The organism is Paenibacillus aceti (genome assembly GCF_003614185.1).
Taxonomy (GTDB): domain Bacteria; phylum Bacillota; class Bacilli; order Paenibacillales; family Paenibacillaceae; genus Fontibacillus; species Fontibacillus aceti.
On the sequence record NZ_KZ987724.1, the window covers coordinates 226492 to 252763 of the forward strand.

22 protein-coding genes, 2 tRNA genes, 1 pseudogene and 1 other annotated feature are annotated in these 26272 nt (G+C 49.7%); of the genes and pseudogenes, 19 read left to right on the forward strand and 6 right to left on the reverse strand.

Going from position 1 to position 26272, the window contains the following annotated elements; genetic code table 11:
* Positions 1 to 17 precede the first annotated feature (17 nt).
* From BFJ94_RS00935 to BFJ94_RS00955, 5 genes are all read left to right on the forward strand, one after another.
* Positions 18 to 1256 carry a glycosyltransferase family 2 protein gene (locus tag BFJ94_RS00935; protein WP_120460335.1) on the forward strand — a complete coding sequence of 413 codons (1239 nt, stop codon included), beginning with the start codon at positions 18 to 20 and terminating at the stop codon, positions 1254 to 1256.
* A gap of 281 nt (positions 1257 to 1537) precedes the next feature.
* Positions 1538 to 2035, forward strand: a complete 498-nt coding sequence (gene infC, locus BFJ94_RS00940; RefSeq protein ID WP_120460337.1) for a translation initiation factor IF-3 — start codon at positions 1538 to 1540, stop codon at positions 2033 to 2035.
* 87 nt (positions 2036 to 2122) lie between these two features.
* Entirely contained in the window at positions 2123 to 2323 is a 201-nt protein-coding gene (gene rpmI, locus BFJ94_RS00945; RefSeq protein ID WP_068780125.1) for a 50S ribosomal protein L35, read from the forward strand.
* A 32-nt stretch (positions 2324 to 2355) separates the two neighbouring features.
* Positions 2356 to 2715, forward strand: coding sequence for a 50S ribosomal protein L20 (rplT, locus tag BFJ94_RS00950; RefSeq protein WP_120460339.1), 360 nt, complete (start codon positions 2356 to 2358; stop codon positions 2713 to 2715).
* Positions 2716 to 2896: 181 nt separating this feature from the next.
* Positions 2897 to 3241 carry a hypothetical protein gene (locus BFJ94_RS00955; protein WP_120460341.1) on the forward strand — a complete coding sequence of 115 codons (345 nt, stop codon included), beginning with the start codon at positions 2897 to 2899 and terminating at the stop codon, positions 3239 to 3241.
* A gap of 5 nt (positions 3242 to 3246) precedes the next feature.
* On the opposite strand, the gene BFJ94_RS00960 is transcribed toward BFJ94_RS00955, so the two are convergent.
* Entirely contained in the window at positions 3247 to 3702 is a 456-nt protein-coding gene (locus tag BFJ94_RS00960) for a GNAT family N-acetyltransferase (RefSeq protein WP_120460343.1), read from the reverse strand.
* A gap of 861 nt (positions 3703 to 4563) precedes the next feature.
* Between BFJ94_RS00960 and ilvB the strand changes: the two genes are divergently transcribed.
* The 11 genes and pseudogenes from ilvB (at position 4564) to BFJ94_RS01015 (ending at position 17671) form a co-directional block, all read left to right on the forward strand.
* The gene (gene ilvB / locus BFJ94_RS00965; RefSeq protein ID WP_120460345.1) at positions 4564 to 6312 is read left to right on the forward strand and encodes a biosynthetic-type acetolactate synthase large subunit; all 1749 of its coding nucleotides are present in this window, start codon (positions 4564 to 4566) and stop codon (positions 6310 to 6312) included.
* Entirely contained in the window at positions 6312 to 6791 is a 480-nt protein-coding gene (gene ilvN, locus BFJ94_RS00970) for an acetolactate synthase small subunit (RefSeq protein WP_120465034.1), read from the forward strand. The genes ilvB and ilvN overlap by 1 nt, the downstream gene beginning before the upstream one ends.
* Before the next feature lie 200 nt (positions 6792 to 6991).
* Positions 6992 to 7984, forward strand: a complete 993-nt coding sequence (gene ilvC, locus BFJ94_RS00975) for a ketol-acid reductoisomerase (protein WP_120460347.1) — start codon at positions 6992 to 6994, stop codon at positions 7982 to 7984.
* Positions 7985 to 8202: 218 nt separating this feature from the next.
* Positions 8203 to 9732: a 2-isopropylmalate synthase gene (locus BFJ94_RS00980; RefSeq protein ID WP_120460349.1), complete on the forward strand. Its 1530-nt coding sequence runs from the start codon at positions 8203 to 8205 to the stop codon at positions 9730 to 9732.
* Between the two features lie 165 nt (positions 9733 to 9897).
* Positions 9898 to 10740: an aldo/keto reductase gene (locus tag BFJ94_RS00985; protein WP_120460352.1), complete on the forward strand. Its 843-nt coding sequence runs from the start codon at positions 9898 to 9900 to the stop codon at positions 10738 to 10740.
* A 503-nt stretch (positions 10741 to 11243) separates the two neighbouring features.
* A pseudogene (locus BFJ94_RS00990) lies at positions 11244 to 11587 on the forward strand (glycerol dehydrogenase); the annotation flags it as partial.
* Positions 11588 to 11754: 167 nt separating this feature from the next.
* Positions 11755 to 12834 carry a 3-isopropylmalate dehydrogenase gene (gene leuB, locus BFJ94_RS00995; protein WP_120460354.1) on the forward strand — a complete coding sequence of 360 codons (1080 nt, stop codon included), beginning with the start codon at positions 11755 to 11757 and terminating at the stop codon, positions 12832 to 12834.
* Between the two features lie 216 nt (positions 12835 to 13050).
* Entirely contained in the window at positions 13051 to 13455 is a 405-nt protein-coding gene (locus BFJ94_RS01000; protein WP_120460356.1) for a hypothetical protein, read from the forward strand.
* 283 nt (positions 13456 to 13738) lie between these two features.
* Positions 13739 to 15010 carry a cytosine permease gene (gene codB, locus BFJ94_RS01005; RefSeq protein ID WP_120460358.1) on the forward strand — a complete coding sequence of 424 codons (1272 nt, stop codon included), beginning with the start codon at positions 13739 to 13741 and terminating at the stop codon, positions 15008 to 15010.
* Positions 15007 to 16275, forward strand: a complete 1269-nt coding sequence (locus BFJ94_RS01010) for a cytosine deaminase (RefSeq protein ID WP_120460360.1) — start codon at positions 15007 to 15009, stop codon at positions 16273 to 16275. Before codB ends, BFJ94_RS01010 begins: the two co-directional genes overlap by 4 nt.
* A gap of 274 nt (positions 16276 to 16549) precedes the next feature.
* Complete coding sequence (locus BFJ94_RS01015) at positions 16550 to 17671, forward strand: ATP-binding protein (protein ID WP_120465035.1); 1122 nt, start codon at positions 16550 to 16552, stop codon at positions 17669 to 17671.
* 114 nt (positions 17672 to 17785) lie between these two features.
* Here BFJ94_RS01015 and BFJ94_RS01020 read toward each other — a convergent pair whose 3' ends face one another.
* The 3 genes from BFJ94_RS01020 to BFJ94_RS01030 are packed head-to-tail and all read right to left on the reverse strand — an operon-like array spanning position 17786 to position 20253.
* Complete coding sequence (locus tag BFJ94_RS01020; RefSeq protein WP_120460362.1) at positions 17786 to 17962, reverse strand: FeoB-associated Cys-rich membrane protein; 177 nt, start codon at positions 17960 to 17962, stop codon at positions 17786 to 17788.
* A 33-nt stretch (positions 17963 to 17995) separates the two neighbouring features.
* Positions 17996 to 20014 (reverse strand): ferrous iron transport protein B, encoded by a 2019-nt coding sequence (gene feoB / locus BFJ94_RS01025; protein WP_120460365.1) that lies wholly within the window; start codon positions 20012 to 20014, stop codon positions 17996 to 17998.
* Positions 20011 to 20253: a FeoA family protein gene (locus tag BFJ94_RS01030; RefSeq protein WP_120460367.1), complete on the reverse strand. Its 243-nt coding sequence runs from the start codon at positions 20251 to 20253 to the stop codon at positions 20011 to 20013. The genes feoB and BFJ94_RS01030 overlap by 4 nt, the downstream gene beginning before the upstream one ends.
* Positions 20254 to 20558: 305 nt before the next feature.
* Between BFJ94_RS01030 and BFJ94_RS01035 the strand changes: the two genes are divergently transcribed.
* Positions 20559 to 21518 carry an aldolase catalytic domain-containing protein gene (locus tag BFJ94_RS01035; RefSeq protein ID WP_120460369.1) on the forward strand — a complete coding sequence of 320 codons (960 nt, stop codon included), beginning with the start codon at positions 20559 to 20561 and terminating at the stop codon, positions 21516 to 21518.
* A gap of 199 nt (positions 21519 to 21717) precedes the next feature.
* Entirely contained in the window at positions 21718 to 23829 is a 2112-nt protein-coding gene (locus tag BFJ94_RS01040) for a putative bifunctional diguanylate cyclase/phosphodiesterase (protein ID WP_120460371.1), read from the forward strand.
* A gap of 620 nt (positions 23830 to 24449) precedes the next feature.
* On the opposite strand, the gene BFJ94_RS01050 is transcribed toward BFJ94_RS01040, so the two are convergent.
* Both BFJ94_RS01050 and BFJ94_RS01055 read right to left on the reverse strand, forming a co-directional pair.
* Positions 24450 to 24520, reverse strand: a tRNA-Gly gene (locus BFJ94_RS01050).
* Between the two features lie 13 nt (positions 24521 to 24533).
* Positions 24534 to 24610 (reverse strand) — tRNA-Pro (locus BFJ94_RS01055).
* Positions 24611 to 24808: 198 nt separating this feature from the next.
* Positions 24809 to 25108, forward strand: a binding site (T-box leader).
* A 128-nt stretch (positions 25109 to 25236) separates the two neighbouring features.
* On the opposite strand from BFJ94_RS01055, the gene pheS reads away from it, so the two are divergent.
* Complete coding sequence (gene pheS / locus BFJ94_RS01060; RefSeq protein WP_120460374.1) at positions 25237 to 26271, forward strand: phenylalanine--tRNA ligase subunit alpha; 1035 nt, start codon at positions 25237 to 25239, stop codon at positions 26269 to 26271.
* The last annotated feature ends 1 nt before the right edge of the window (position 26272 follow it).

The following is a 26272-nucleotide window of genomic DNA, read 5'->3' on the forward strand; positions in this document are numbered from 1 at the left end:
GGGGGTACAAAAACAACATGTTTCAGGCTATTTTGATTGTACTGCAGGTTGTGCTCGCTGTCGTTGGGCTCTATCAATTTGGTTTGTCGTTGTTCGGCTTGTACAAGAAAAAGACAAAGGTACATTATGAGCCGAATAAATCATTTGCCGTGCTCGTCGCAGCGCATAACGAAGAGAAGGTTGTAGGGGCTCTGATGGAGAACCTCAAGCATCTCAATTATCCAAAAGAATTGTACGATGTATTTGTTATTTGCGATAACTGTACTGACCGTACAGCTGAAATTGTACGCAGCCACGGGATGAACGCATGTGTTCGCACCAACCCGAATCTACGCGGGAAGGGCTATGCGATCGAATGGATGCTGAAGGAATTATGGAAGATGCCTCGTCAATATGACGCGATCGTTATGTTCGACGCCGATAACTTGGCTCATCCGGATTTCCTGACCGAGATGAATAATGATCTCTGTGGTGGGGCGCGGGTTATTCAGGGCTATATCGATACGAAGAACCCGGAGGACTCCTGGATTACCGCCGCATACGGGATCTCCTATTGGTACTGTAACCGTCTGTGGCAGCTATCTCGCCATAATCTCAACATGGCCAACTTCCTCGGTGGTACAGGCATGTGCTTCGAGACCGATCTGCTCAAGGAAATGGGCTGGGGAGCGACCTCTCTCGTCGAGGACCTGGAATTTACGATGCGCTGTGTTAACCGCGGGGTGTACCCGGTATTTAACTATGATGCGAAGCTGTTTGACGAGAAGCCACTGACCTTCAAGGCGTCGGCCCGTCAACGTCTGCGTTGGATGCAAGGGCACTTTACGGTGGCCCGCCGTTATTTCTTCCCGCTGCTGTGGAAGAGCATCAAGGAGCGTAATCTGGTGAAGCTGGATATGGCATTGTATGGTGTGAACGTATATATCGTTCTGCTGACCTTCCTGCTGACCGCGCTGATATGGGTTGACCAGTCGCTGCTTAGCGGGCCGCATTTTGCGACCTTGTACAGTTACTTCCCGCTGTGGATTTCATTTCTGGCGATTGCGGCCAACGTGTTTATTTTCCTGGCGGCCATGGTGCTGGAGAAGGTCAAATCCAAGAAGGTGTATGCTTATCTGGTGCTGTTCCCGATCTACCTGATTTCCTGGTGGCCGATTACGTTCTACGCCTTTTTCACGCAGAACAACAAGCACTGGAGCCATACTCAGCACACCAGAGTGGTGCGTTTGGAAGAAGTACAGAGCAAGCAGGGGTAATATGGGGTTTATATTTTCAAAAACAATTCTTGACATAGTATTCAGAAGTATGATACATTAGTCTTCGGTATTAATCAGGATTGCAAGCAGAGGCCGTGGCTTCTCACCTGTCCGACTACGTGTTGGCTGGTATTGATCCGTTAATTTATGAATGTACTATTCATGGCGAATTGACGATCAAGTGGGATGCGGGCGTGAACCTGCATCCCTTTTCTTTTGAACTATATCGGTCGTAGGATCAGAATATTTTTCGGAGGTGGAGAACTATTAGTAAGGAACACATGATCAATGAAGAGATTCGTGCGAAGGAAGTCCGTTTGGTAGGCGCTGAAGGTGAACAGATCGGCATCAAGCCGCTGCGTGAAGCCCTGCAAATGGCCGTGGACTTGAATCTTGATCTGGTGAACGTAGCGCCAACTGCCAAGCCGCCGGTATGCCGGATTATGGACTATGGTAAATTCCGCTATGAGCAACAGAAGAAAGAGAAGGAAGCCCGCAAGAATCAAAAAGTTGTCGATGTCAAGGAAGTTTGGTTCCGTGCCAATATCGAGGAACATGATTTCCAGACCAAGCTTCGCAATGTCATCAAATTCTTGAAGGACGGCGACAAGGTGAAATGCTCGGTACGCTTCCGCGGCCGTGAAATCACCCATGCTGATATCGGTAAGAAGATCCTTGACCGTGTCAAGGAAGAGGTCGCAGAGATTTCCTCGGTGGAACGGATTCCGAAGCTGGAAGGCCGCAGTATGATTATGATTCTGGCACCGAAAAGCAACTAAAAAAGCGCGTGCGCATTCATTAGGGTTGTCCTTAAAGCGACGACCTGTGGATGAGCACCGTATCACACAATTTGAGGGGGATATACCATGCCTAAAATGAAAACCCACAGCAGTCTGAAAGGACGCTTCAAAATTACTGGAACTGGTAAAGTAAGACGCTACAAAGCGAACCGCAACCACTTGCTGTCTCATAAGTCCAAACGCGGCAAACGCGTACTGGCTAACAGCCCAGTAGCTTATTCGGGTGACGTTAGCCGCATGAAACAGCAGCTTGCAAATTTGAAATAATCTAACACAATTTTTCTGGGAGGTTTATTAATATGGCAAGAGTAAAAGGCGGATTCGTGGTTCGTCGTCGTCATAAAAAAGTACTGAAACTGGCTAGAGGTTATTTTGGTTCGAAGCACCGCATCTACAAAACAGCTAATGAGCAAGTTATGAAATCCATGCAATATGCATACCGTGACCGTCGTGTGAAAAAACGCGATTTCCGCAAATTGTGGATCGTGCGTATTAACGCGGCTGCACGTATGAATGGCTTGACTTACAGCAAAATGATGCACGGCCTTAAGCTGGCTGAAGTGAACATCAACCGCAAAATGCTTGCGGATCTGGCTGTGAACGATCTTGAAGCGTTCAACTCCTTGGCTACTGTAGCTAAGCAAAAAATCAACGCTTAATTATATATTTAAAAGAGACAGGCATCCATTTTTGGATGCCTGTTTTTTTGGATTAAAGGCGATGGCATATGCGGACTGAATCGCTCATGAATAAGCTGATGGAAGATAGGGCGCATGCTTCAGGCTTGAGGAATAACGCTTTGTCAGTGGATCTTGGACGATTCTGGAAGGAGGATGGATGATGGGTAGAACAGTGACCAGGAGAGAGGCTGAGAAATGGGTTGGCAAGTCCATCGTCGCTTACAAGAAGGACGGCGGATTCGTAACCGGCAAGCTGGTAAAAATCAGCGGCAACCGCTTGGTATTGCGGCAGAATCCGGGCAAGAAGGTGAAGACTAAGGCGCTGATCCCGCTCGTATTATTCGATCTGCTCGCCATCGGCAGCGCACCCTATGGTTATGGTGCATATGGCCCATACGGCGGCGGCTATGGTTATAGCGGCTATGGAGGGTACGGCGGTTATGGTCCCGGTAGTTATGGTTATGGCGGTTATCCGTATGGCTACGGATACGGCCCTTTCCTCTAACAGACTTATACCCTTACAGGTAGCTGCTTCTCCAGCTCATAGCATTCCGATTGATCGATATAGCGAATCGTTTTATACCCGAGCTTGCGGTAGAAGGTGTGGGCTCGGGGATTCCCCTGGTCCACCATCACCTTGGCCCGTCGGCATCCACGTGCTCCGGCATAGCTCTCGGCCTGGGACATTAGCGTCTTTCCAAGCTGCTGCCGACGATGCGCCGGTGCTACGGCCATCATGTCAATATATAACAATTCTCCATGGATCATGAAGTGAATAAACGCGACCGGATCGGCCTCATAATAGGGCGAAGCGACCAACGTGATCCCGCGGGCCAGCCGCTTGGGGATATCCTTGAAGATAGCGGTTATTTCCTCCGGAGGAAGATGGGAATAGGGGACAAGCTCCTTCTCGATCAAGTCGATAATGACAGGATCATCCTGCCTGGGCCTTCTATAGCGGATCATTCGTCAGTAACCCCTCCTTTGGGTCTTAGCTTGCTGAAAATCTGATTTTTGAGGACGTGAAACAAAGGCTGCTCTAACGCCCTAAAATTTTAACGAAACTAGGTAACGCTATTTGCATCAAAAGCAGCCCTTTCAAAATCTAACGAATCTGGGTATCGCTATTAGAGCCAATAGGGGACAAAATAGTGGATTTTCACCGGAATAACGCTATGGTATTTCGTTAGGTTTGGGTGGATGCTTATTTCGTGAAAATAGCGATATGGAGTTTCGTTAGAGCTCGGGAAGACTTTCCAATGCTGGTTTTATAGCCGGAAAACAGGCGTTGTTGTTTATCATATGACAGCAGGGGGGAGAAGCGTTCCAACCGGATCATGAGCTATCTGCTTTAACTAGCCTTGGAAAAAAGGGTATTGACTCTGGCTGTGAACTGATCATATAATGTTTCTAAACATTTTCATGACAAAATATTGAATCGGCGATGAAGAGGACGAAGGTTTAGGGGCTCTTTGCTCAGAGAGTGGATGGATTTGCTGAGACCACCACCAATATCCCTTAAATGCGAGCTCACCTCGGAGCTGTTTTCCTGAAAGGCCAGCGGACTAATCCTAGGTATAGTCCCGCCCAAGCTTATTAGGGAGAATCGTCAGGTCTGCGTTAGAGACCACAGGTAAGCACGGGTTAAGTGTGCATACCTGTTAAGGCTTGATGCTGTGAAGCGTCAGGTGAACTTGGGTGGTACCACGGAAGTAATAACCTTTCGTCCCTCGAAGTAGATATAACTATTTCGACGGATGGAAGGTTTTTTGTTTTATATCCCATAACAAAAATTAGAGGATTCAAATCTTGGAAGGAGGATGACTGATGAGCGCGCAAATGCCAGCAATGCGGTCTACAGAACAATTACGTGAGAAATGGATGAAACCGGAAGTCATTACAGGCTCGGAAATCTTGCTTCGCAGTTTGCTATTGGAAGGTGTCGAATGTGTCTTTGGTTATCCGGGCGGCGCAGTCCTGTACATCTATGACGCGATGTACGGATTCGATGATTTCCACCACCTGCTGACTAGACATGAGCAGGGAGCGATTCATGCGGCAGATGGCTATGCACGCGCCAGCGGTAAAGTTGGAGTCTGCATCGCGACCTCCGGACCAGGAGCGACCAATACCGTAACAGGAATTGCCACAGCCTATATGGATTCGGTGCCGCTGGTAGTGATTACCGGGAACGTGGCTACGAGCCTGATCGGTACCGACGCATTCCAGGAAGCGGATATTACCGGCATCACGATGCCGATTACGAAGCATAGCTATTTGGTCAGAGATGCTGCGGATCTGCCGCGGGTTATCCACGAGGCGTTCCATATCGCCAACTCTGGCCGCAAGGGACCGGTATTAATCGACATTCCGAAGGATGTCTCCGCACAGAAAGTAACCTTCGAGCCAGCTCAGTCGGTTGACCTGCGCGGCTATCATCCGACGGTAGTGCCGAATCGCCTTCAGCTTGATAAGCTGGTGGCGGCAGTCTCCAAAGCGGAGCGACCGGTGATACTGGCCGGCGGTGGTGTCATCTACTCCGGAGGCCATGAAAGCTTGTACGAATTCGTCAATCGTTCAGGCATACCCGTGACGACGACCTTGCTAGGACTCGGTTCATTCCCAAGCGGTCATGACCTGTGGATGGGGATGCCGGGAATGCACGGTACTTATACCGCCAATCAAGCGATTCAGCAAGCGGATCTGCTGATCTGTATCGGAGCCAGATTCGATGATCGCGTGACAGGACGGCTGGACGGCTTTGCACCTTATGCCAAGATCGTTCATATCGATATCGATCCGGCGGAGATAGGCAAGAACGTCAAGACGGATATCCCGATTGTCGGTGACGTGAAGACGGTGCTGGATATGTTGAATCCGGTGGTTGGATACAGCAGCAAGGCGGATGCCTGGAGAGCACAGATCATCAGCTGGAAGCAAGAAAAGCCGTACAAGTATATAGATTCCGAAGAAGACGGTCTGAAACCGCAATGGGTAATCGAGCTGTTGAACGATACAACCCAGGGGGAAGCGATCGTAACGACCGATGTAGGGCAGCATCAGATGTGGACGGCGCAGTATTATAAATTCAACCATCCGCGCTCCTTCATCACCTCGGGCGGACTTGGCACGATGGGCTTCGGCTTCCCGGCTGCGATCGGCGCACAGATGGCCCACCCTGATCGTCTGGTGATCTCGATTAACGGGGACGGCGGAATGCAGATGTGTGCCCAAGAGCTTGCGATCTGTGCGATCAACAAAATCCCGGTCAAGATCGTCGTTATTAACAACCAGGTGCTCGGGATGGTAAGACAGTGGCAGGAACTCATCTACGACAACCGCTACAGCCATATCGATCTTGCCGGCAGTCCGGACTTCGTGAAGCTCGCCGAAGCTTATGGAGTCAAGGGGCTTCGAGCCAGCAGCAAGGAGGAAGCTGAGCAGGCTTGGCAAGAAGCGCTGGATACAGACGGGCCGGTACTGGTGGAATTTGTGGTTCGCAAGGAAGAAAACGTATATCCGATGGTTCCTCAAGGTTCCACTATTGATCAAATGCTGATGGGGGACTGTGAATGATGACGAAGAGCCATGTAATCGCCGTATTAGTGAATGACCAGCCAGGTGTGCTGCAGCGTGTGTCCGGATTGTTCGGCCGTCGCGGATTCAATATCGAGAGCATTACGGTGGGTCAGTCGGAGGAACAGGGATTGTCCCGGATGGTCATCGTGACCCAAGGGGATGACACGACGCTGGAGCAGATCGAGAAGCAGCTCTACAAGCTGATTGACGTCATCAAGGTCGTGAATTTAAGCGCCAATCCAATGGTATCCCGTGAATTAGCCTTGATCAAGGTGAAGGCGGAGCCGGCGGAGCGCCCGGAAATTATGGGCGTCGTTGAAACATTCCGCGCCGCGGTCGTCGATATCGGCTCCGGCAGCATGGTCGTACAGGTCATCGGGGATACCGAGAAGATCGATGCGATGATCGAACTGCTTCGCCCTTATGGTATCCGCGAGTTGTCGCGGACTGGCGTAACAGCCATGCCGCGCGGATAGTCAGTTACATTCCGTTACGTTTCGTTGGTATGCAAGCATCATCCGCTCCTGTGAGCGGGGGTTTGAGAGGAGCGGTCTAGTCAACGTCTGCATTTCGTTAACGCTGCGACGGCCCTCTGAAGCACCCGCTTAACAGGCGGAGAATCAAATTTATGGGACATGCTGCAAGCAGTCCGACATTATTTAGGAGGGTTATAATCATGGCAGTTACTTTGTATTATGAACAGGACGCAGAACTTAGTGTTTTGAAAGGAAAGACAATTGCAATTATCGGTTATGGCAGCCAAGGCCATGCTCATGCTCAGAACTTGCGGGAGAGCGGCTTGAACGTAATTATCGGTCTTCGTGAAGGCAAATCATTCGATAAAGCGAAAGAGGATGGCTTCGAAGTGTTGTCCGTAGCTGAAGCGACCAAGCGCGCTGACGTAGTACAAATCTTGATGCCAGACGAGACTCAGGCTGCTGTGTATCAAAGTGAAATCGGACCGAACCTGAAGAAAGGCGCTGCTCTTCTGTTCGCTCACGGCTTCAACGTTCATTTTGGTCAAATCGTTCCTTCCCAAGACAATGACGTATTGCTCGTAGCTCCTAAATCTCCGGGCCATATGGTTCGCCGTACTTATGTGGAAGGCTTCGGGGTACCAGGCTTGATCGCTATCCATCAGGATGCTACAGGCAAGGCGAAGGAAATCGGTCTTGCTTATGCCAAAGGGATCGGCTGTACTCGCGCTGGGGTTATCGAGACTTCCTTCCGTGAAGAAACAGAAACGGATCTGTTCGGTGAACAAGCGGTATTGTGCGGCGGCGTTAGCGCCCTGATCAAGGCTGGCTTTGAAACACTGGTAGAAGCAGGCTATGCGCCGGAAATGGCATACTTCGAGTGCTTGCATGAAATGAAGCTGATCGTAGACCTGATCTATGAAGGTGGATTGGCAACGATGCGCGATTCGATCTCTAACACCGCGGAATACGGCGACTATGTAACAGGACCTCGCATCGTGACCGACGAAACGAAGAAGGCGATGAAGGAAGTATTGGCGGATATCCAACAAGGTAAATTCGCTCGCGACTTTATCCTGGAGAACCAATCCAACCGTGCTTTCTTGACAGCAACTCGCCGCAACGAAGCGAATCATCCGATCGAAGTGGTAGGCGGGGAGCTCCGCGGACTCATGCATTGGATCAAAAAATAATAGCTTTCTCGTTATACAATGAATCGGGCGTCATATGTTTATGTATGTAGTGTGATGACGTAGACTGTCTCAAGTTTGAAAGTCTGAGTCATCCTTCTAAGCCCTCGCTTTAATTAATTATGGAGTTAAAGCGTTCTAGTAACCATCCCCCAATGCGGCCGTGCTTATGTATGTGCCGCATTGGTTTTATCAGGTATTCGTACAGGAGGTGTACATAGGTGCGCAAAATTTATATGTTTGATACCACCCTGCGGGATGGAGAACAGTCCCCGGGAGTGAATCTGAATACCCGTGAGAAATTGGAGATTGCCTATCAATTGGAGAGGCTTGGCATCGACCGGATTGAGGCTGGATTTCCTGCCGCCTCGCCAGGCGACCTGGCGGCTGTCAATGCAGTTGCCCGGGCGATCAAGAACTCGACCATCATCGGCCTGTCCCGCTCGCGGATCCAGGATATCGATGCGGTAAGGGAAGCGCTCAAGGGAGCGGAGGACCCTTGTATTCATATCTTCCTCGCGACGAGCCCGATCCATCGCCAGTATAAGCTGAAGATGGAGAAGGAGCAGGTGCTGGAGACAGCGCAGGCCGCGCTAAGATATGCGCGTCAATACTTCTCCAAGATCGAATTTTCCTGTGAGGATGCCGGGCGTACAGAGATCGACTTCTTGTGCGAAATGACGGCGATGGCGATCCGTGAAGGAGCGTCGGTCGTGAATATTCCGGATACGGTAGGATATCTGTACCCTTATGAATACGGGAATATCTTCAAGACCTTGAAGGAGAGAGTTCCGGACATCGAGAAGATTCAATTGAGCGCGCACTGCCATGATGATCTGGGCATGGCGACGGCGAATTCCTTGGCCGCGATTCTCGGCGGAGCCGATCAGATCGAGGGAACCATCAATGGGATCGGTGAACGGGCTGGTAATACGGCGCTTGAGGAGGTGGCGATGGCGCTGGAGACGCGCAGTGAATTCTTCGGGGCCAAGACGACGCTTGAGCTGTCGGAGATCGCTCGCACGAGCAGTCTGATCAGCCGCTTGACAGGGATGGTCGTGCCGGGGAACAAGGCGATTGTCGGGGCCAACGCTTTTGCCCATGAGTCGGGGATTCATCAGGATGGCATGCTGAAGGAGAAGACGACTTATGAGATCATGACGCCGGAGACGATCGGCCTGAAGGAGAGCAAGCTGGTGCTTGGCAAGCACTCCGGCCGCCACGCTTTCCGCGAAAGATTGATCGAGCTTGGCTACAGGCTGGATGATGAGCGCCTGAACGAAGCCTTCGCCAAATTCAAGGTGCTGGCTGACAAGAAGAAGGATGTTACCGATCAGGATCTGCATGCTCTGCTGCAAGAGAAGCTGGTGGATACACCGGAAGCATATCAATTGCAGGCGATCCATGTGTCCTACGGCAATGAATCGACGCCGACGGCCAGAGTACGCATCATCACCGCGGAAGGCCAGACGCTGCAGCGAGAAGCTGAGGGCAACGGCTCGGTCGATGCAATATATAATGCGATTGACCAGGCTACGGGCGTGACCGTGACCCTATCGGATTACTCGATCAAATCGATCAGCTACGGGAAGGATGCCCAGGGCGAGGTTCATGTTGTCATGACGCAAGGTGAACATACCGTACAGGGCCGCGGCGTAAGCACGGATATTCTGGAAGCCAGCGCCCGCGCTTATGTGGATGCGCTGAATCGGCTCAAAAGCCTTGAATTAAGTCAGTTTGAGCTACAATAAATCTTTCAAAAGGTCGACACTCACTGCTTCTGTAACATAGGAGAGCGCGCTGAGGTCGGCCTTTTTTGCTGCGCTTAAGATCCGCTTCAGTCGTTAACTTTGACCGTTATGAAATTTTTAGCGAATGTGATAACCTAAAATTACTAGTGAAAGGAAGTGTTCATATTGAGTCAGATGATTCCGGAAATCACGTTAAATGATGGGCTTAAGCTACCGGCCATCGGTTTGGGCACCTATACACTTCGCGGCAGCGAAGGCGTGCAGTCGATCGTCAGCGCGATCCATTCGGGCTATCGTCTGATCGATTCCGCCTATAACTATGAGAACGAAGGAACGGTCGGCCAAGCGGTAAGACGCAGTGCGTTACCGAGGGAAGAGTTGATCATCGCGTCGAAATTACCGGGTCGCTATCATGAGTACGACAAAGCGGTGAAGGCGATCCAGGAGTCGCTGTATCGAGCGCAGCTGGATTATTATGATTTATACCTGATCCATTGGCCGAATCCGCTCCAGGATCATTATGTGGAGGCTTGGCAGGCGTTGATCGATGCGAAAAAGTGGGGGCTTATCCGCTCGATCGGCGTTAGCAATTTCCTGCCAGAGCATTTGGAACGGTTGGAGCGGGAGACTGGCGTGATCCCTTGCGTGAACCAAATCGAGCTGCATCCGTTCTTCAACCAAGCGGAGCAGCGGACATGGAATGAAGAGCATGGTATCGTAACGGAGTCTTGGAGCCCACTCGCTCGTGGCAACGAGGTGTTTAATGACGAAGCGGTTCGTCAAATCGCCGCACGTCATGGTAAGTCGGCATCGCAGATCATTCTGCGCTGGCATTATCAGCTGGGAGCGATACCGATCCCTAAATCGGCTTCCGCCGCACGGCAGCAGGAGAACCTCCTGATCTTCGACTTCGCCTTGGATGAGGCGGAGATGAATTTGATCTCTGGAATGTCCCGCCCAGACGGCCGCTTGAAAAATCAAGATCCGAAGGTGTACGAGGAGTTTTAATACGTTATAGTGTTTGTGATGAGGAGAAAGCTTGCATATTTGCGGGCTTTTTCTTATTTTCAAGGGAAATCAGGCCAAGGTGAAGGAACATACTGCAAATACTAGGCTGCCCCAAATTTTAACGAAACTACGTATCGCTATTTGCGCCAAAAGGAGCGATTTCAAAATCTAACGAAACTGGATATCGCTAATGCGTCAAAAAAGGGGTTGAATGGTAGATTTCTGCTCAGATAGCGGTATGGTGTTTCGTTAGATGGGAATAGGTGCTGATTTTGTTCGAATAACGATATGGCGTTTCGTTAGAGCTCCGGCAGAAGCGTCCGGAAATTTATAATGTTGGGCAAATCTGCACAATCTAAGGTTGCTAGAAGCGGGCAAGTCTATTCAGGAGGGAGGCCATAAAGCGGTATTCGAGAAATTCAATTACCAGATCACGAAGGGGGAAATTGAACGGAACCGCGAGCTGGCGCGTCAAGCCGGAGCCAATATTATCGTTGGTATCGGCGGCGGCACATGCGATCCATAACGGCATGACGGCAGTGGAATCCTTGCATAAAGCGCAGCATGGGGAGAAGGTAACCTTCGGTCTGCTGGCCCACTGGTCCTGGAGAATGCTCCACGGGAAGAACTGGAGACGGTGATCCATCTCATCAAAGCAGTGAATCTGCCGCTGACACTGAAGGATCTTGGCATGGAGAAGTTCGTTGAGGAAGAGTGGCGCAAGGTCGCGGCCGATGCATGCGCCGAGGGAGATACGATGGGCAATATGCCGTTCCCGGTCAGCCCGGATGATGTATACCAAGCGATCGTTACCGCGAACGCCATTGCCGAAAAGTATCATGATTAATAAGGGGGAGCACGGGAGATTTCTGGTATTCCGTGCTTTTCTTTACATCAGCTTATAGTCAAAACCTATAAGTCTAATAGATTCTATATCTTGGTCTAGTCCGGGCGGTTATGTTACAACAGAGTAAGGAGATATTCGTCAAATGCTTAGGAGAGGAAGATGGGATCATGGCTGACGTGAAAAAGATTGCTGTTATTGCCGGAGATGGGATCGGACCCGAGGTAGTGGCGGAGACGGAGAAGGTGTTGAAGCGTACGGAGGAGCTGTTCGGCTACCGCTTCGAGACCGAACATGCGCTATTCGGAGGGATCGCCATCGATGAGAAAGGGACGCCGCTGCCGCAAGAGACGCTCGATATTTGCCGCGATGCGGATGCGGTACTGCTCGGTGCGGTCGGCGGGCCAAAATGGGATAACAACCCGAAGGAACTCCGTCCAGAGACAGGTCTGCTCGGCATTCGCAAGGCGTTGGGGTTATTCTCCAACCTGCGTCCAGCTGTGGTCTTCGATTGTCTGAAGGACGCCTCTACGTTGAAGCCGGAGGTGCTGGAAGGTACCGATCTGATCGTGGTGCGTGAGTTAACCGGCGGTATTTACTTCGGTGAGAAATTCCGTCGCGAGACCGAGCAGGGGCAGGAAGCGGTCGATACTTGCGCTTATAATGTGAGTGAAGTAGAGCGCATCGTACGCCAAGCGTTCGAGATCGCCCAGAAGCGCCGCAAGAAGCTGGCCTCGGTGGACAAAGCGAATGTGCTGGAGACTTCCCGTCTATGGCGTGAAGTGGTGAATCGCATCGCTCCGGAATATCCGGATGTGGAGCTGGAGCATGTACTGGTAGACAACTGCGCGATGCAGCTGCTGCGCCGCCCAGCCAGCTTCGATGTCATCGTGACCGAGAATATGTTCGGCGATATTCTGAGCGATGAAGCAGCGATGTTAACGGGTTCCATCGGCATGCTATCCTCGGCTTCGCTTGGGGAAGGAAGCTTCGGCCTGTACGAGCCGGTTCATGGATCAGCCCCGGATATCGCTGGCCAGAACCTGGCGAATCCGATCGCGACGATCCTGTCGCTCGCGCTGATGTTCAGAATGACCTTCGGCTATGCGGATGCGGCGGATTCGATTGAGAAGGCGGTGGCCGATGTTCTCAACGCGGGACATCGTACCGGAGATATCGCTGTAGATAAGAGCACGGCGGTCGGGACCCAGGAGATGGGAGATCTGATCGTCGCGGCGATGCAAGCATAATTATTAATTCATAATAACAAGCCCTCTGTCTGGTTTAGGACCATACAGGGGGCTTTTTAACCCCCAAAATGCTGCAGTTTTGGATTTTTGGTAATATTTTCGTGGATCACAGAGGAATTACTAACTCCATTCTCGAATAAATTATTTGAAATCACTTATTTCGCTGGATATAATACTGTAGTGAATTGAACAAGGATCTGGAAAGGGTGACAGGGGATGAGTTTTTGCTGCGGTGCTAGTATGCTTGGAACGAAGGGGACATTGAAGCATTATCGTACCCAGGTTCATAACGTTCCCTTGCTGTTCTGCCCGGTATGTCATCGGGTGGAGGTCCATTATAAAGTGGAGAATGAATATGAGATTTTAGCAGAGTACGCACATGGTGACGGGGTCTCGGAGATTGACTTCCAGGATTTTGTGATGGAGGACGAAGAATCGATCTTTTGCAATTGCGTGAATTGTGAGGAAGAGGATCCGCTAGATATCGTACAGAGCCAAATCGATATGTCCCTGGACCTGCTGGCCTTTGCGAAGCATATCGGGGATGCTAAATGGGAAAAAGAACTTAAAAAACGACTTGCGGTCATGAGCCGGCGCAGAACAAAATTGCTGCAAAAATAGAGTTTTCCATTTTCTTGCAGTGACAAACGGAAGTTTTTTTGTGATAATGTTAACAACTTTATATTGATACCTTTAAATCAGTCCCGTGAGACTGGCAAGGACAGCGGACTTTATGATCCGAATACAGCATAGTTGTGCTTATTTGGTCATGAGTAGAAGAGGCGTATTGTCAGAAACGGCAATATGCCTTTTTTATTTGCAAATCGATTGAAATTTTGCACGGTTCGGTGATCTCCAAGTATGTACTAGCATCTAACGGTATCAATCAACATTGGAGGCTGCTATGGAAAAAGTAGATTTGGAATTCTCGCTAGAACCTGTGCCGCAGGCACACCGTAACGGATTTTGGAAAATTCTCGCCGTCATGCTGGCATTCACCTTCTTCTCCGCCAGTATGTGGTCAGGCGGTACGCTCGGCAACGGACTTAAGTTTTCCCAATTCATCTGGATTGTACTGGCCGGTAACCTGATCCTTGGTGTATACACCGGGGCTCTGGCCTATATCGCGGCGAAGACAGGGCTGTCCACTCATCTGCTGACTAGATATGCGTTCGGGGAAAAAGGCTCTTATCTGTCCTCATTGCTGCTCGGCTTAACGCAGGTCGGCTGGTTTGGCGTCGGTGTCGCGATGTTTGCCGTTCCGGTACAGAAAATGACCGGCATGAATGTGTACGTTCTGATCCTTATTTCCGGGATACTGATGACGGTAACGGCGATTTACGGCATAAAAGCTTTGGCAATTCTCGGAGTTGTATCTGTGCCTTCGATTGCGATCCTGGGCAGTTATTCGGTCATCGAGGCGACGGAGAAAGCGGGAGGCCTGCAAGGATTAGTGGCTTATCAACCGGCTGAAGCGATCGGGCTTGCGACAGCTCTAACGGTCTGCATCGGTTCCTTTATCAGCGGAGGGACGTTAACACCTGACTTTGCAAGATTCGCCAAGACGACCCGTTCCGCGGTGGTTTCGACGGTGCTGGCCTTTTTCCTCGGAAATTCATTAATGTTCTTATTCGGCGCAGTGGGTGCGATTGTATATGACAAATCGGATATCTCCGATGTTATGTTCCTGCAAGGCTTGATCCTGCCAGCCATCATCGTACTCGGTTTGAACATTTGGACCACGAATGAGAATGCGCTGTATGCTTCAAGTCTGGGATTCTCTAATATTACGAAAATATCGCGCAATAAATTCGTGATCGGAAACGGGCTTCTAGGTACGATTGCCGCGATGTGGCTCTATAACCATTTCGTCGGCTTCCTTACGGTATTAGGCTCTGTGCTGCCTTCGATCGGGGCGATTCTGTTGACCGACTTCTTCTTGCTCAAGCGCGGCAAGTATCAGAAGTTCGAAGAGATGAAATTCAGACAAGTGAATTGGAATGCTCTGATCGCCTGGGTAGGAGGCGTGTTGATCGCCAAGTTCGTACCGGGGATTCCGCCGATCAACGGGATTTTGGGCACAGCTGTGATCTATGTGATCGCTATGAAATGCTTTCCTCTACGTGAGGGACAGACAACGACTACGAAGATAGTTAATGAGGGGGTTCATCAATGATTATTCAAAATGCAAAATTAAGAGCTCAAGAGGGACTATGGAATATTGTTGTACAGGACGGGAAATTCGAAAGTGCGACAAAGTCCCCGGTGGATGCTGCGGGACATGAAGTGATCGATGTAGGCGGGGCGCTTGTGCTTCCGCCATTCATTGAGCCGCATATTCATTTGGACACGACGCTTACAGCCGGTGAACCGGAATGGAATCAGAGCGGCACGCTATTCGAAGGAATTCAGCGTTGGTCGCAGCGCAAAGAGACATTGACCCGTGAGGATGTGAAGCTTCGCTCCAAGACGGCGCTTAAATGGCAGATGGCCCAAGGGATTCAGCATGTGCGGACGCATGTCGATGTGACCGACCCCGATCTGACCGCGCTGAAGGCGCTGCTGGAGGTGAAGGAGGAGATGGCTCCGTATGTGGACATCCAGCTGGTCGCTTTTCCACAAGAGGGCATTCTGTCGTTCCCGAACGGTGTAGAACTGCTGGAGGAAGCGATGAAGTTAGGAGCGGATGTGATCGGCGGAATTCCTCACTTTGAATTTACGCGCGAATATGGTGTCGATTCCATGAAGGTTGCCTTCGACCTGGCGGAGAAATATGACCGTCTGGTAGACATTCATTGTGATGAGATCGATGATGAGCAGTCTCGGTTCATTGAGGTTGTCGCCAAGGAAGCGCTGGAGCGCGGCCTCGGGGCGCGTACGACGGCAAGCCATACAACCGCGATGGGCTCCTATAATGATGCGTATGCGTACAAGCTGTTCCGTCTGTTGAAAATGTCAGGCATTCATTTTGTCTCCAACCCGCTCGTCAATATTCATCTTCAGGGCCGATTCGATACGTATCCGAAGCGCAGAGGCTTGACCCGTGTAAAAGAGCTGCTGGAAGCCGGGCTTAACGTATGCTTCGGGCATGATGATATCTTTGATCCATGGTATCCGCTCGGTACAGGGAAGATGCTTCAGGTTCTGCATATGGGGATTCACGCCGCTCAGTTGATGGGCTATGAACAGATAGTCAATTCCATCGATATGATTACGACGAACAGCGCCAAGACCTTGCAAATTGAGGATCAGTATGGCATTGAAGCCGGCAAGCCGGCGAATTTCATCGTCCTGTCGGCCGAGAATGAGTATGAGGCGATCCGCAAGCAAGCGACGGTTCGCTATTCCTTCCGTAACGGCAAGCTGATCGCCGAGACGAAGCCTAGCGAGACTACCCTCAGTTTGGGGCATGGAACGGAAAAAGTTGATTTTAATCGATAATCAGACAAGGGCACTCCTCATTTGGGGGTGCTCTTCAATTTTCACATATTTTTTAGAGAAAATGAGTATTTTTAATCGAAATCTCTTTTTTCGACAGTATCTCTGATTGACGTTTTCTGAAAAAGTTTACTATGATTAAAATATGGCTTTTGTACAAGCTGATATAAGGAGTTGGTAGTAAAGATCAATGCCGGAACGTGGAATGGAACTGTTGCATATAGACCGAAGTTTGACGCATGCAAGGCAGGTAGATCATTTGAAAAGGGGGATCAACTTGTTGAGTGAATTCCAGGATACATTACTTGAGTCCGTTAAAGCGTTTGAGTCGACTCAGCTTGTTATGAACAAGTATGAAAATGTGCTCCAGCAGCTGGATAGTGGGATTATGCTATTCGATAGCGACGGAGTGCTGACCTTTATTAATGTGCAGATGGCTAAACTCCTTGAAACCCCGCGCCATGCATTGATCGGATGCAATTTACTACAAATATTACTACATCCACATCTGAACCAATTCAAGAAGAGGAAGATTCTACGGATTTATCGTGAGACTATTTTTTATCGCAAGAAAAATCATGAGGTCATCGATGAATATGGCCGCCACTGGCTCATCACGGTGAAATATGGAGATCAGATGGATGGGGATTTTCTGCTCAGCGTCAAGGATGTGTCGGAGTTCAGGCAGATTGAACAGACCGCCTATCAGAATGACAAGCTGGCCATGCTGGGGAAGATCTCAGCGGCGATCGCCCATGAAATCCGCAATCCGTTGACGACTATCCGCGGGTTCATCCAATTGTTGCGTCCGCATCTTGCTCAATTAGGCAAGGATGAATATGCGCGGATTATTCTGACCGAGATTGACCGTGCCAATGATATTATCTTTGAATTCTTAAATTCTTCCAAGCCAACTACTCCACAAATGGTTGTCGTTAGTGTGTATTCTCTGTTGAAGGAAGTCGTGCTTCTGACGGAAAGTGAAGGGCATATGAAGGGCTGCGAGATTAACCTGCTCATGTCAGAGGACTGGAACATGAATGTATCGATCGATGTGAAACAGATTAAGCAGGTGCTATTGAATATTATCAAGAATGCCATGGATGCGATTGAAGAGGTCAAAGGTGATCGCTCCGGAGTTATCAATATTACAGCAAAACCAGAAGGAAAATATGTCAATATGTCCATTCAGGACAACGGAGATGGCATAGACAAGACCTTGCTCACCCACCTGTTCGATCCATTCTTTACGACGAAGGAGAAGGGAACAGGGCTTGGTCTGTCGGTCAGCTACCGCATCGTCAGAAACCATAAGGGGACGATTTCCGTCGATAGCATTAAAGGGGCGGGAACGATCTTTGAAATCTGGCTTCCGATGGTGGATGATCCCGATGCTTAGCTCAGTTACAGCGATAGAGTCGTATGGGGTCGATATGAAGAATAGGGGCATCCCGGGTCAGTAGCTGACCGTGGGATGCCCCAGTTTTGTTGCTGCTATTCGATACACGAGCTCTCAGGATTTGCTGCAGGTAGAAGCTGATGAATGGTTGCTATCATCGCTATTGCAGGCAGCACAGGAATTACGCTGGGAGCAGCCTGCGCAGGCCCCCTTCTTGCTCTTCTTGAAGCCGCGGTAGAGCGCGAATGCGGCAAATCCGAAGACGACGCCAACGATCAGGATATCGGCCATGAATAACACTTCCTTTCCTTGAATCTATGGCTCTTATGCGAATCCGAGCAATCTGCCGCCTTGATAGATGATGAAAGACATAATGTAGGCGAGCCCTAAGGAATAGAAAATAGAGAATAAAGTCCATTTCCAGGAGGCCGTCTCTTTGCGCAGAACCCCTACGGTAGCCAGACAAGGTGTATATAACAATACGAAGACCATGAAGCTGTAGGCTTGCAATGGGGTAAAGGCCATTGCAATTTGTCCGATAAGTCCGCTCATATCCGAGGCATGATAGATAATAACCATCGTGGATACGACGACCTCTTTAGCCATAAATCCGGTAATCAGCGCGGCCCCTGACTGCCAGGTTCCGAAGCCAAGCGGCTGCAGCATCGAAGCGAACAGACCACCGATCCAGGCCAGGAAGCTGTCATCCATCGTCTCTGCTACCCCTCCAGGACCCAGATAGGTGAGCAGCCAGATCAGTACGGAGCCGCCGAGAATGAAGGTCCCTGCCTTGCGCAGGAAGCCTTTGCCTTTCTCCCAAGTGCTGCGGAACAAGGTAACGGATTGCGGCATCCGGTAAGGCGGCAGTTCGACCATGAAGAAGGACTTGGAGTCCTTGAACATGAACATGGAGAACAGCTTGGCCAATAAAAGCGCCAGAACAATGCCTAGCAAGTATAAAGAGAATACGATGAGCGCCTGGGAGCGGGCGAAGAATATTCCCGCGAACAGGGCATAAACTGGCAGTCTGGCAGAGCAGGACATCAGAGGTACGAGCAGCATCGTCAGCATCCGTTCCTTTGACTGCTCGATACTGCGCGAGGCCATGATACCGGGAACATTACAGCCGAAGCCGATAATGAACGGAATCAGCGCTTTGCCGTTAAGGCCAGCCAGTTCCATGACTTTGTCCATCATCACTGTGATCCGTGCCATATAACCTGAATCCTCTATGAAGGAGATGATCAGGAACATAATGAAGATCTGCGGTATGAAGACGAGTACGCCACCGACCCCGCCGATGATCCCTTCGGTCAATAACGCTCGGGTGAATTCCGAGGCACCCACTGCTACAAGTCCTTGATCTACCCATGTACTGACAGGTCCGGATATGAAGCCCTCCAGTAGGTCTGAGAGCGGAGTACCGAGCCAATCGAAGGTCAGCATGAAGGTAAGGAGCATGAATAGTAGAAAGATGGGAATCCCCCAGATTGGATGGGTGACTATGGCATCTATTTTTTCAGTCAGTGTGTTAGGCTTACGGTTCGTCGCATCTACAACTCTTGCGCAGATATCGCGAATCAGCTTCGTTCTTACAGAATGGATATGCTCTTGAACGGTTGTTTCGACGCCTGATTTATGCAGTCTTTGCTCAGCCAGATCGCAAATCGATTGGATCTTGGCTTTGACCTCATCCCCAATCGCTAGTGAACGGAGAACGGCATCATTGCGCTCGAGTAACTGGAGAGCGATGAAGCGCTCCGAAGGGCTATGCTCTGGCAGCACGGAATTTAATTCCCGGGAAATGTTGCTGATCGCTGCTTCAACTGCATTTCCGTAATCGATGTGAAAATCCGGCGCCTGAATGGAATGGCTGCTGATCAAATGCAGCAGCTCCTCCGCGCCTTTTCCCGCCCGGGCTACGAGCGGCACGACAGGTACTCCGAGACTGCTCGCTAGAGTCTCAGAGTGAATGCGTAGACCATTTGATTTGGCGACATCCATCATATTAAGTCCGATGACTAACGGCTTCCCGTATTCCAGTAATTGAAAGGTTAAATACAGGTTCCGCTCCAGTTGAGAAGCATCGACGATATTAACTAATAAGGAAGGTGAATCTGTAACCAGATATTCCGCAGCGATGCCTTCATCGCGCGATAAAGGATGCAAGGTGTATATACCGGGGAGGTCGGTCAGTGCTCCGCTTTTATTCTTGAGCTGTCCGACTTTTTTCTCGACGGTAACGCCTGACCAATTACCTACATATTCGTAAGAACTAGTCAGTGTATTAAAGAGGGAGGTCTTACCTGTATTCGGGTTGCCGATCAGCGCTGCACTACTCATGAGACAGCCACCTTAATTTCCGCAGCTTCCTTCTGACGAATTCCGAGCAATTGCCCGCTGCATTCCAGCATTAACGGTCCACCGCAAGGGCAGTAACGTTTAATGGTGATATTCGATCCGATCGAGATTCCCAGATCAGCAAGACGGCGCTTCAATGCAGGGTCAATTGCCCCAAAATGCGATATCTCTGCGGAAATTCCCGGTTTCAGACCAAGCAGACAGTTGTGACAGGCAGACATAGTAGATCGACTCCTTATTAAATTAGTTTAGAATCTTAGATATAGAATAGTCTCATAAGTAGACAAAGAATAATGATCTATGGGAGATCATTATTAATGTAGGAACTAATATTAAATAACAATTTATATTAGTTAATAATATCTGATATTGAGAATCAATCTCAATTACTAGAATCAATATATCAAATCATAAAATAAACAACTGTGATAAGTGTCACATAAAATTATATGTTTCGCTTTACATTTTCAATTACCTTCAAGTAAGATGGATAATAAAACATATATGATTGGAAAGGGATAGGCCGATGAAAGCGAACAAATGTAAGATTGTCGATTGCACCATTCGCGATGGTGGGTTAGTGAATAACTGGGATTTCAGCGTGGAGTTCGTTCAGAAGCTGTATGCTAGTCTGAATGAAGCGGGCGTAGATTATATGGAAATCGGATATAAGAATTCTCCCAAGCTATTAAAGGGTGCAGATCAAGCGGGGCCTTGGCGCTTCCTGGATGACGATTTCCTGCGCAAGGTAATCCCTGAGAAGGGAAAGACCAAGCTATCTGCTCTGGTTGATATCGGGCGGGTGGATGAGAATGATATTCAGCCACGCAGTGAAAGTATGATAGATCTGATTCGTGTAGCTTGCTATATCAAGGATGTGGATAAGGCGCTGGAGCTGGTGCAATTATTCCATGACCGCGGCTATGAGACAACGATCAACATTATGGCATTGTCTAATGTAATGGAGAATGAGCTGCTCGAAGCGTTCGAGATGATTAAGGATAGCGTCGTTGACGTTGTATATATCGTCGATTCTTACGGCAGCCTTGACTATAAAGATATGGAATACCTGGTGAATAAATTCAAGACCCATTTGCCGAATAAGCGCTTAGGTGTTCATACGCATAACAATATGCAGTTGGCCTTCTCAAACACGCTCGTCGCTGCCGATCACGGGGTTGAACTGCTTGACGCTTCCGTATACGGAATGGGACGTGCGGCAGGGAACTGTCCTACAGAATTACTAGTTACTCATCTAAAAAATACGAAATACAATCTTCGTCCATTGATGACTGTGCTCGAAGAGTTAATGATTCCACTTCGCGAGAAGGAAGAGTGGGGATACTTGATCCCCTACATGATTACCGGCACGTTCGATGAGCATCCTCGGTCAGCGATGGCGCTTCGCGCATCGGAGGATAAGGATAAAGTCGTGGATTTTTACGATAAGCTTACGACGCCTGAAGTGAATTTCAAGACGAAGTAAGCTTAGAGAGCGCCATTATTATGAAATAAAATTTTACTGAGAAAAGTCCGGTTATCTTAGGGGAGCCGGGCTTTTTGTCGTAGACAGAGGATGGAGGGGGTGCGAATTTTGTCGTCGACTGCAGGAATAAGGCAGGAAAAGAGCGGGCGATGTTGAATTGTACAACTAATGAATATACCTCCGGGGGTTGAGAGCGCAAATGGGTACAAAGAGAGATAGAAGGACAGCGATGATCCAAGGAGGACTCGGCTTGGCAGGCATGTTAGGCTTATTTATAGCGTTAGCCAGGTCAGGCAGTCTGGGGATATCAGATAGTAGCTTGAGAGCACTGCTGGTTCTGGCTGGTCTCGTCTGCGGGACATTCTCCTTTGCGATTTTTGCACAGGGCTGGATTCTTTTTGCAGACAAGCTGTCGCGGCAGCGTTTGTATGCGGCGGTGCTGTTTTTCATCGTTGGGTTATTAGATATTCTACATATTTCGGCGTTTAGCGGATTAGAGCTATTCGGTGTACAGACAGGACTACATCTATCCGACACTTTGTTAGCGATTTCTCATCTGCTGGGCGTATTGGGGATTTTGTTTATTTTCAGTACAGAGGATCGGCAGGTCTCAGGCAAGCATAAAATGATCGCCTTCACCGCAGCCGCATTGCTAAGCGTAATCGGGATCGGACTATTATATACATATCAGTGGAGTCACTCCACTTGGCTGGAATACAATGGACGCAGCACCGGGAATACGATCATTTGGGTGGGGACGCTTCCGGTCATTGTGTTGGCGGTTATATCGATGATTCATCGCTCCCAGAAGGATAGCTCATCCGCTGCGCTTACGATGGTTAGGGCGCTTATGTTCATGCTGATGGGACATGTTCTGCTGCTGACTGTTGATATGCATACCAGCTTGCTTCATGCAGCCGGAGAGTGGTATATGGTTATCGCCTATTATTTCGTCCTTAAGGGAGTGTATCGCCTTACGATTGAGGAGCCGTTCCATGATCAGCTGGCTGTTGAGGCCCGGATGAAGTATATGGTCTATCATGATGATCTGACCGGACTTCCTAATCTGAGGCGTATGAAGGAGGAGCTTGTGCACGCAGCTCGTACCGTTGGTTCTTCCTGCATCGGCGTGACGGTGATTAATATCGACCGATTTAAGGCGATTAATGATTCCCTCGGTTATAGTGCGGGTGACAAGATGCTTATGGAGGTCGGTGAGCGGCTGTCCGAGGTCTGCCAGGGAGCGGAGAGCGTGTATCGGATGGGCGAGGATGAATTCGCAGTCATCTTGCCGAAGTTGAACGATGCGGCAGCTGCCGAAGAGCATGCGGTGAATTTGCTTCATACGGTCAATCCGTCGGTCATTCTCGATGAGACAGAGTATCATATTTCGCTCTCGATGGGCTTGGCAGTATTCCCTGTGGATAGTACCTCGGTGGAGCAGATCATTCGATACGCCGACATGGCTGTTCATCATGCCAAGGAGCAGGGGCAGGAGTTCGCACGTTATGCCGATACGATGAAGCAGGCTATTCAGGCCAGAGTCGAGCTGGAGAATGATCTGCGCAAGGCGCTGGAGGCGGAGCAATTCTTCCTCGAATTCCAGCCGCAATTCAGTTTGCATACGGATCAAATGGTGGGAATGGAGGCGCTGGTCCGCTGGAATCATCCGAAGCGGGGCGTCATTCCGCCGGGAGAGTTCATTCCGATTGCCGAGGAGAGCGGGTTGATCGTACAGCTTGGGGAATGGGTGCTGAGGACGGCTTGCCAGTACAATAAACAGTGGCAATTAGCAGGTTATCCGCCGGTGTGCGTCTCTGTCAATCTGTCGATGCGGCAATTCCGGCAGTACAATCTCGCTGAGCGAATTGGAGCCATCCTGGAGGAGGTTGGCTTGGAAGCGAAGTATTTGGAGCTGGAAGTCACGGAGAGTATGACGTATGATATCGAGACGGCGCTGAGCCAGCTACATAGCTTGAAGCAACTGGGAATACATATTAGCATTGATGATTTCGGAACAGGCTATAGCTCCCTCTACTATTTAAAAAGCCTGCCGATCGACCGTCTGAAGATCGATCGTTCCTTCGTCCAGGAATTGATGCTGGACGGAAATGACGCCGCCATCGTGTCCACGATTACGACGATGGCACATCACCTGCAGCTGAAGGTGACCGCTGAGGGCGTTGAGAGTCCGGAACAGCTTGAGTTCTTGAAGCGGCAGAACTGCCATGAGGGCCAGGGCTTCCTGTTCAGCAAGCCCGTGCCCGCAGCGGTGTTCGAGAATCAGTTTCTTAGCCGACTTGTCGGCTAGGAAGCTGATGGGGGAGAGGGAGAGCGGGAGTTGGCGGCCTTGCTAGTCTCAAGCAGAATTGCAGTATCGCATTGTCATATTATCGCCCCCGTTCCGCCCTTCCGCCGGTATCTCGGGGCATCGCGCTAGAAAAGCCTACAGAAATGCAGGCTTTTAACCCTCATAAGCCTCTCAAAGAGGAAATTCCTGCGAAAATGCAGGTATTTCGGATCGTAACGCCCGAATTCACGCGAATACGAGAAAAAGCCTGCATAATCGCAGGCTTTTTGCTTGAGCTGCCCATTTTTGGGATAAAAAGATGTATTTTTGCAGGCTTTTCTATTTGGGACCTTGTCGATGAGCTCTAACGAAACTTTAGATCGCTATTGCAGCATCAGAGGCACTAACTGAGCTCCGACGAAACCAACTATATTACTTTAACGGCGGCATACGGCACACAAGACGAATCGAACTCTAATGAAGCGCCAGTGGGACTTTAACGAAACCCCATATTGCTATTGTTGGTGGAAGCCTGTCTGCTCTGACCGCCTTATTTTACATAGTAGCCCGGTCGAGTTGATTGCTAAGGTGGACTTTGAAACGCAGAAAATCCCTTGCTCTCTGCAAGGGATTTTCTAGGAAGCGGGTGATGGGAATCGAACCCACGCTACCAGCTTGGAAGGCTGGAGTTCTACCATTGAACTACACCCGCACAATATGAATGATGGTCGGGACGACACGATTTGAACATGCGACCCCCTGGTCCCAAACCAGGTGCTCTACCAAGCTGAGCTACGTCCCGTTGTCTTTTGTGAAGTGTTTTCTTCTTTTGAAGACAAGAAATAATATATCATTTTCGTAGACGGAATGCAAGACTTTTTTCGAAAAACTCTAACAACTCCCTCATCCTGCTCCAAGCGGCTCAGAGCTTGCCATTCGGCTGAATTTTGCATATAATAGTCGTTAAGCAACAATTAGTCAAGCTGATGTATGAATGATGTGTAATGCGATGATGGAGAAGAGTAAGCAGAAGCCTTCTTACAGGGAGGGGACGCCGCGGATTGAGAGCGTCTCTACGAAACACAGACTGCTGAAGTTCACTCCGGAGCTGTTCCTTGAACACCTTGTCCTTATGGAAGGCTGAAAAGCCGAGATGAGGCGAGAGTTAAGTAGAGGATACCGGTTACGAGCCGTTATTCGTTAGAGTGAGAATTCTGCTGTTCCAGCTGGATGCGATGAGCGTCTAATTGTAGGCTGCAGGTTCTAACAAGGGTGGTACCACGGTCTTTTCGTCCCTTTAGGGGAGAAAGGGCTTTTTTTGTTTTGGTCAACTATTAACTTTAAGAGGTTGTTCCAAAAATTCCGCTTAATTAATGAGTTGTCTTATGAGCTGAAATGGATATCTAAAACATAGGGAGGACTACGTTCATGAAGGATCGTTTGGAAGCACTCAAGCAAGATGCAGTAGAGCAGCTTCGCAAAGTTGCGGATGGAAATCATCTGAATGAGCTGCGTGTCAAATATTTAGGTAAGAAAGGTGCGCTTACAGAAATTCTGCGCGGGATGGGAGCTTTAAGCGCTGAGGAGCGCCCGGTGATCGGCCAGGTGGCGAATGAAGTTCGCGGAGCTATTGAAGCGTTGGTTGAAGAGAAGAGCAGCTATTTCCAACGTCAAGCGACCGAACTGCGTCTGGCGGCGGAACAAGTCGATGTGACCTTGCCAGGTCGTCCGCTGAAACAGGGGGCGGTTCATCCGCTGAACCAGGTTATTCAGGATATTGAAGATATTTTTATCGGGATGGGCTACCGGATCGCCGAGGGACCGGAAGTAGAGACCGATTATTATAATTTCGAAGCCTTGAACTTGCCGAAGGATCATCCGGCTCGGGATATGCAGGATTCCTTCTATTTGACGGAAGAATTGCTGATGCGTACGCAGACCTCTCCAGTTCAAGTTCACACGATGGAAGAGATGAAGGGCGAAGTACCGATCAAGGTAATCTGCCCGGGACGTGTCTATCGCCGTGATGATGACGATGCGACGCACTCCTTCCAGTTCCATCAGATTGAAGGTCTGGTGGTTGGCAAAGGCATTCGCATGAGTGATTTGAAGGGGACCTTGCTGGAGTTCACCAAGAAGATGTTCGGACCCAATACCCAAATTCGCTTGCGTCCAAGCTTCTTCCCTTTCACAGAGCCTAGCGTTGAGGTTGACGTGACCTGTGTGAAATGCGGCGGGCATGGCTGTCGGGTCTGTAAGCAGACCGGATGGCTGGAAATTCTGGGCAGCGGCATGGTGCACCCGCGTGTGCTTGAAATGAGCGGCTATGATCCGGAAATTTATAGCGGCTTTGCATTCGGTATGGGTGTGGAGCGGATCGCGATGCTGAAATATGGAGTAGACGATATCCGTCACTTCTTCAGCAATGATCTTCGCTTCTTGCAGCAGTTTGCCAGAATTTAAT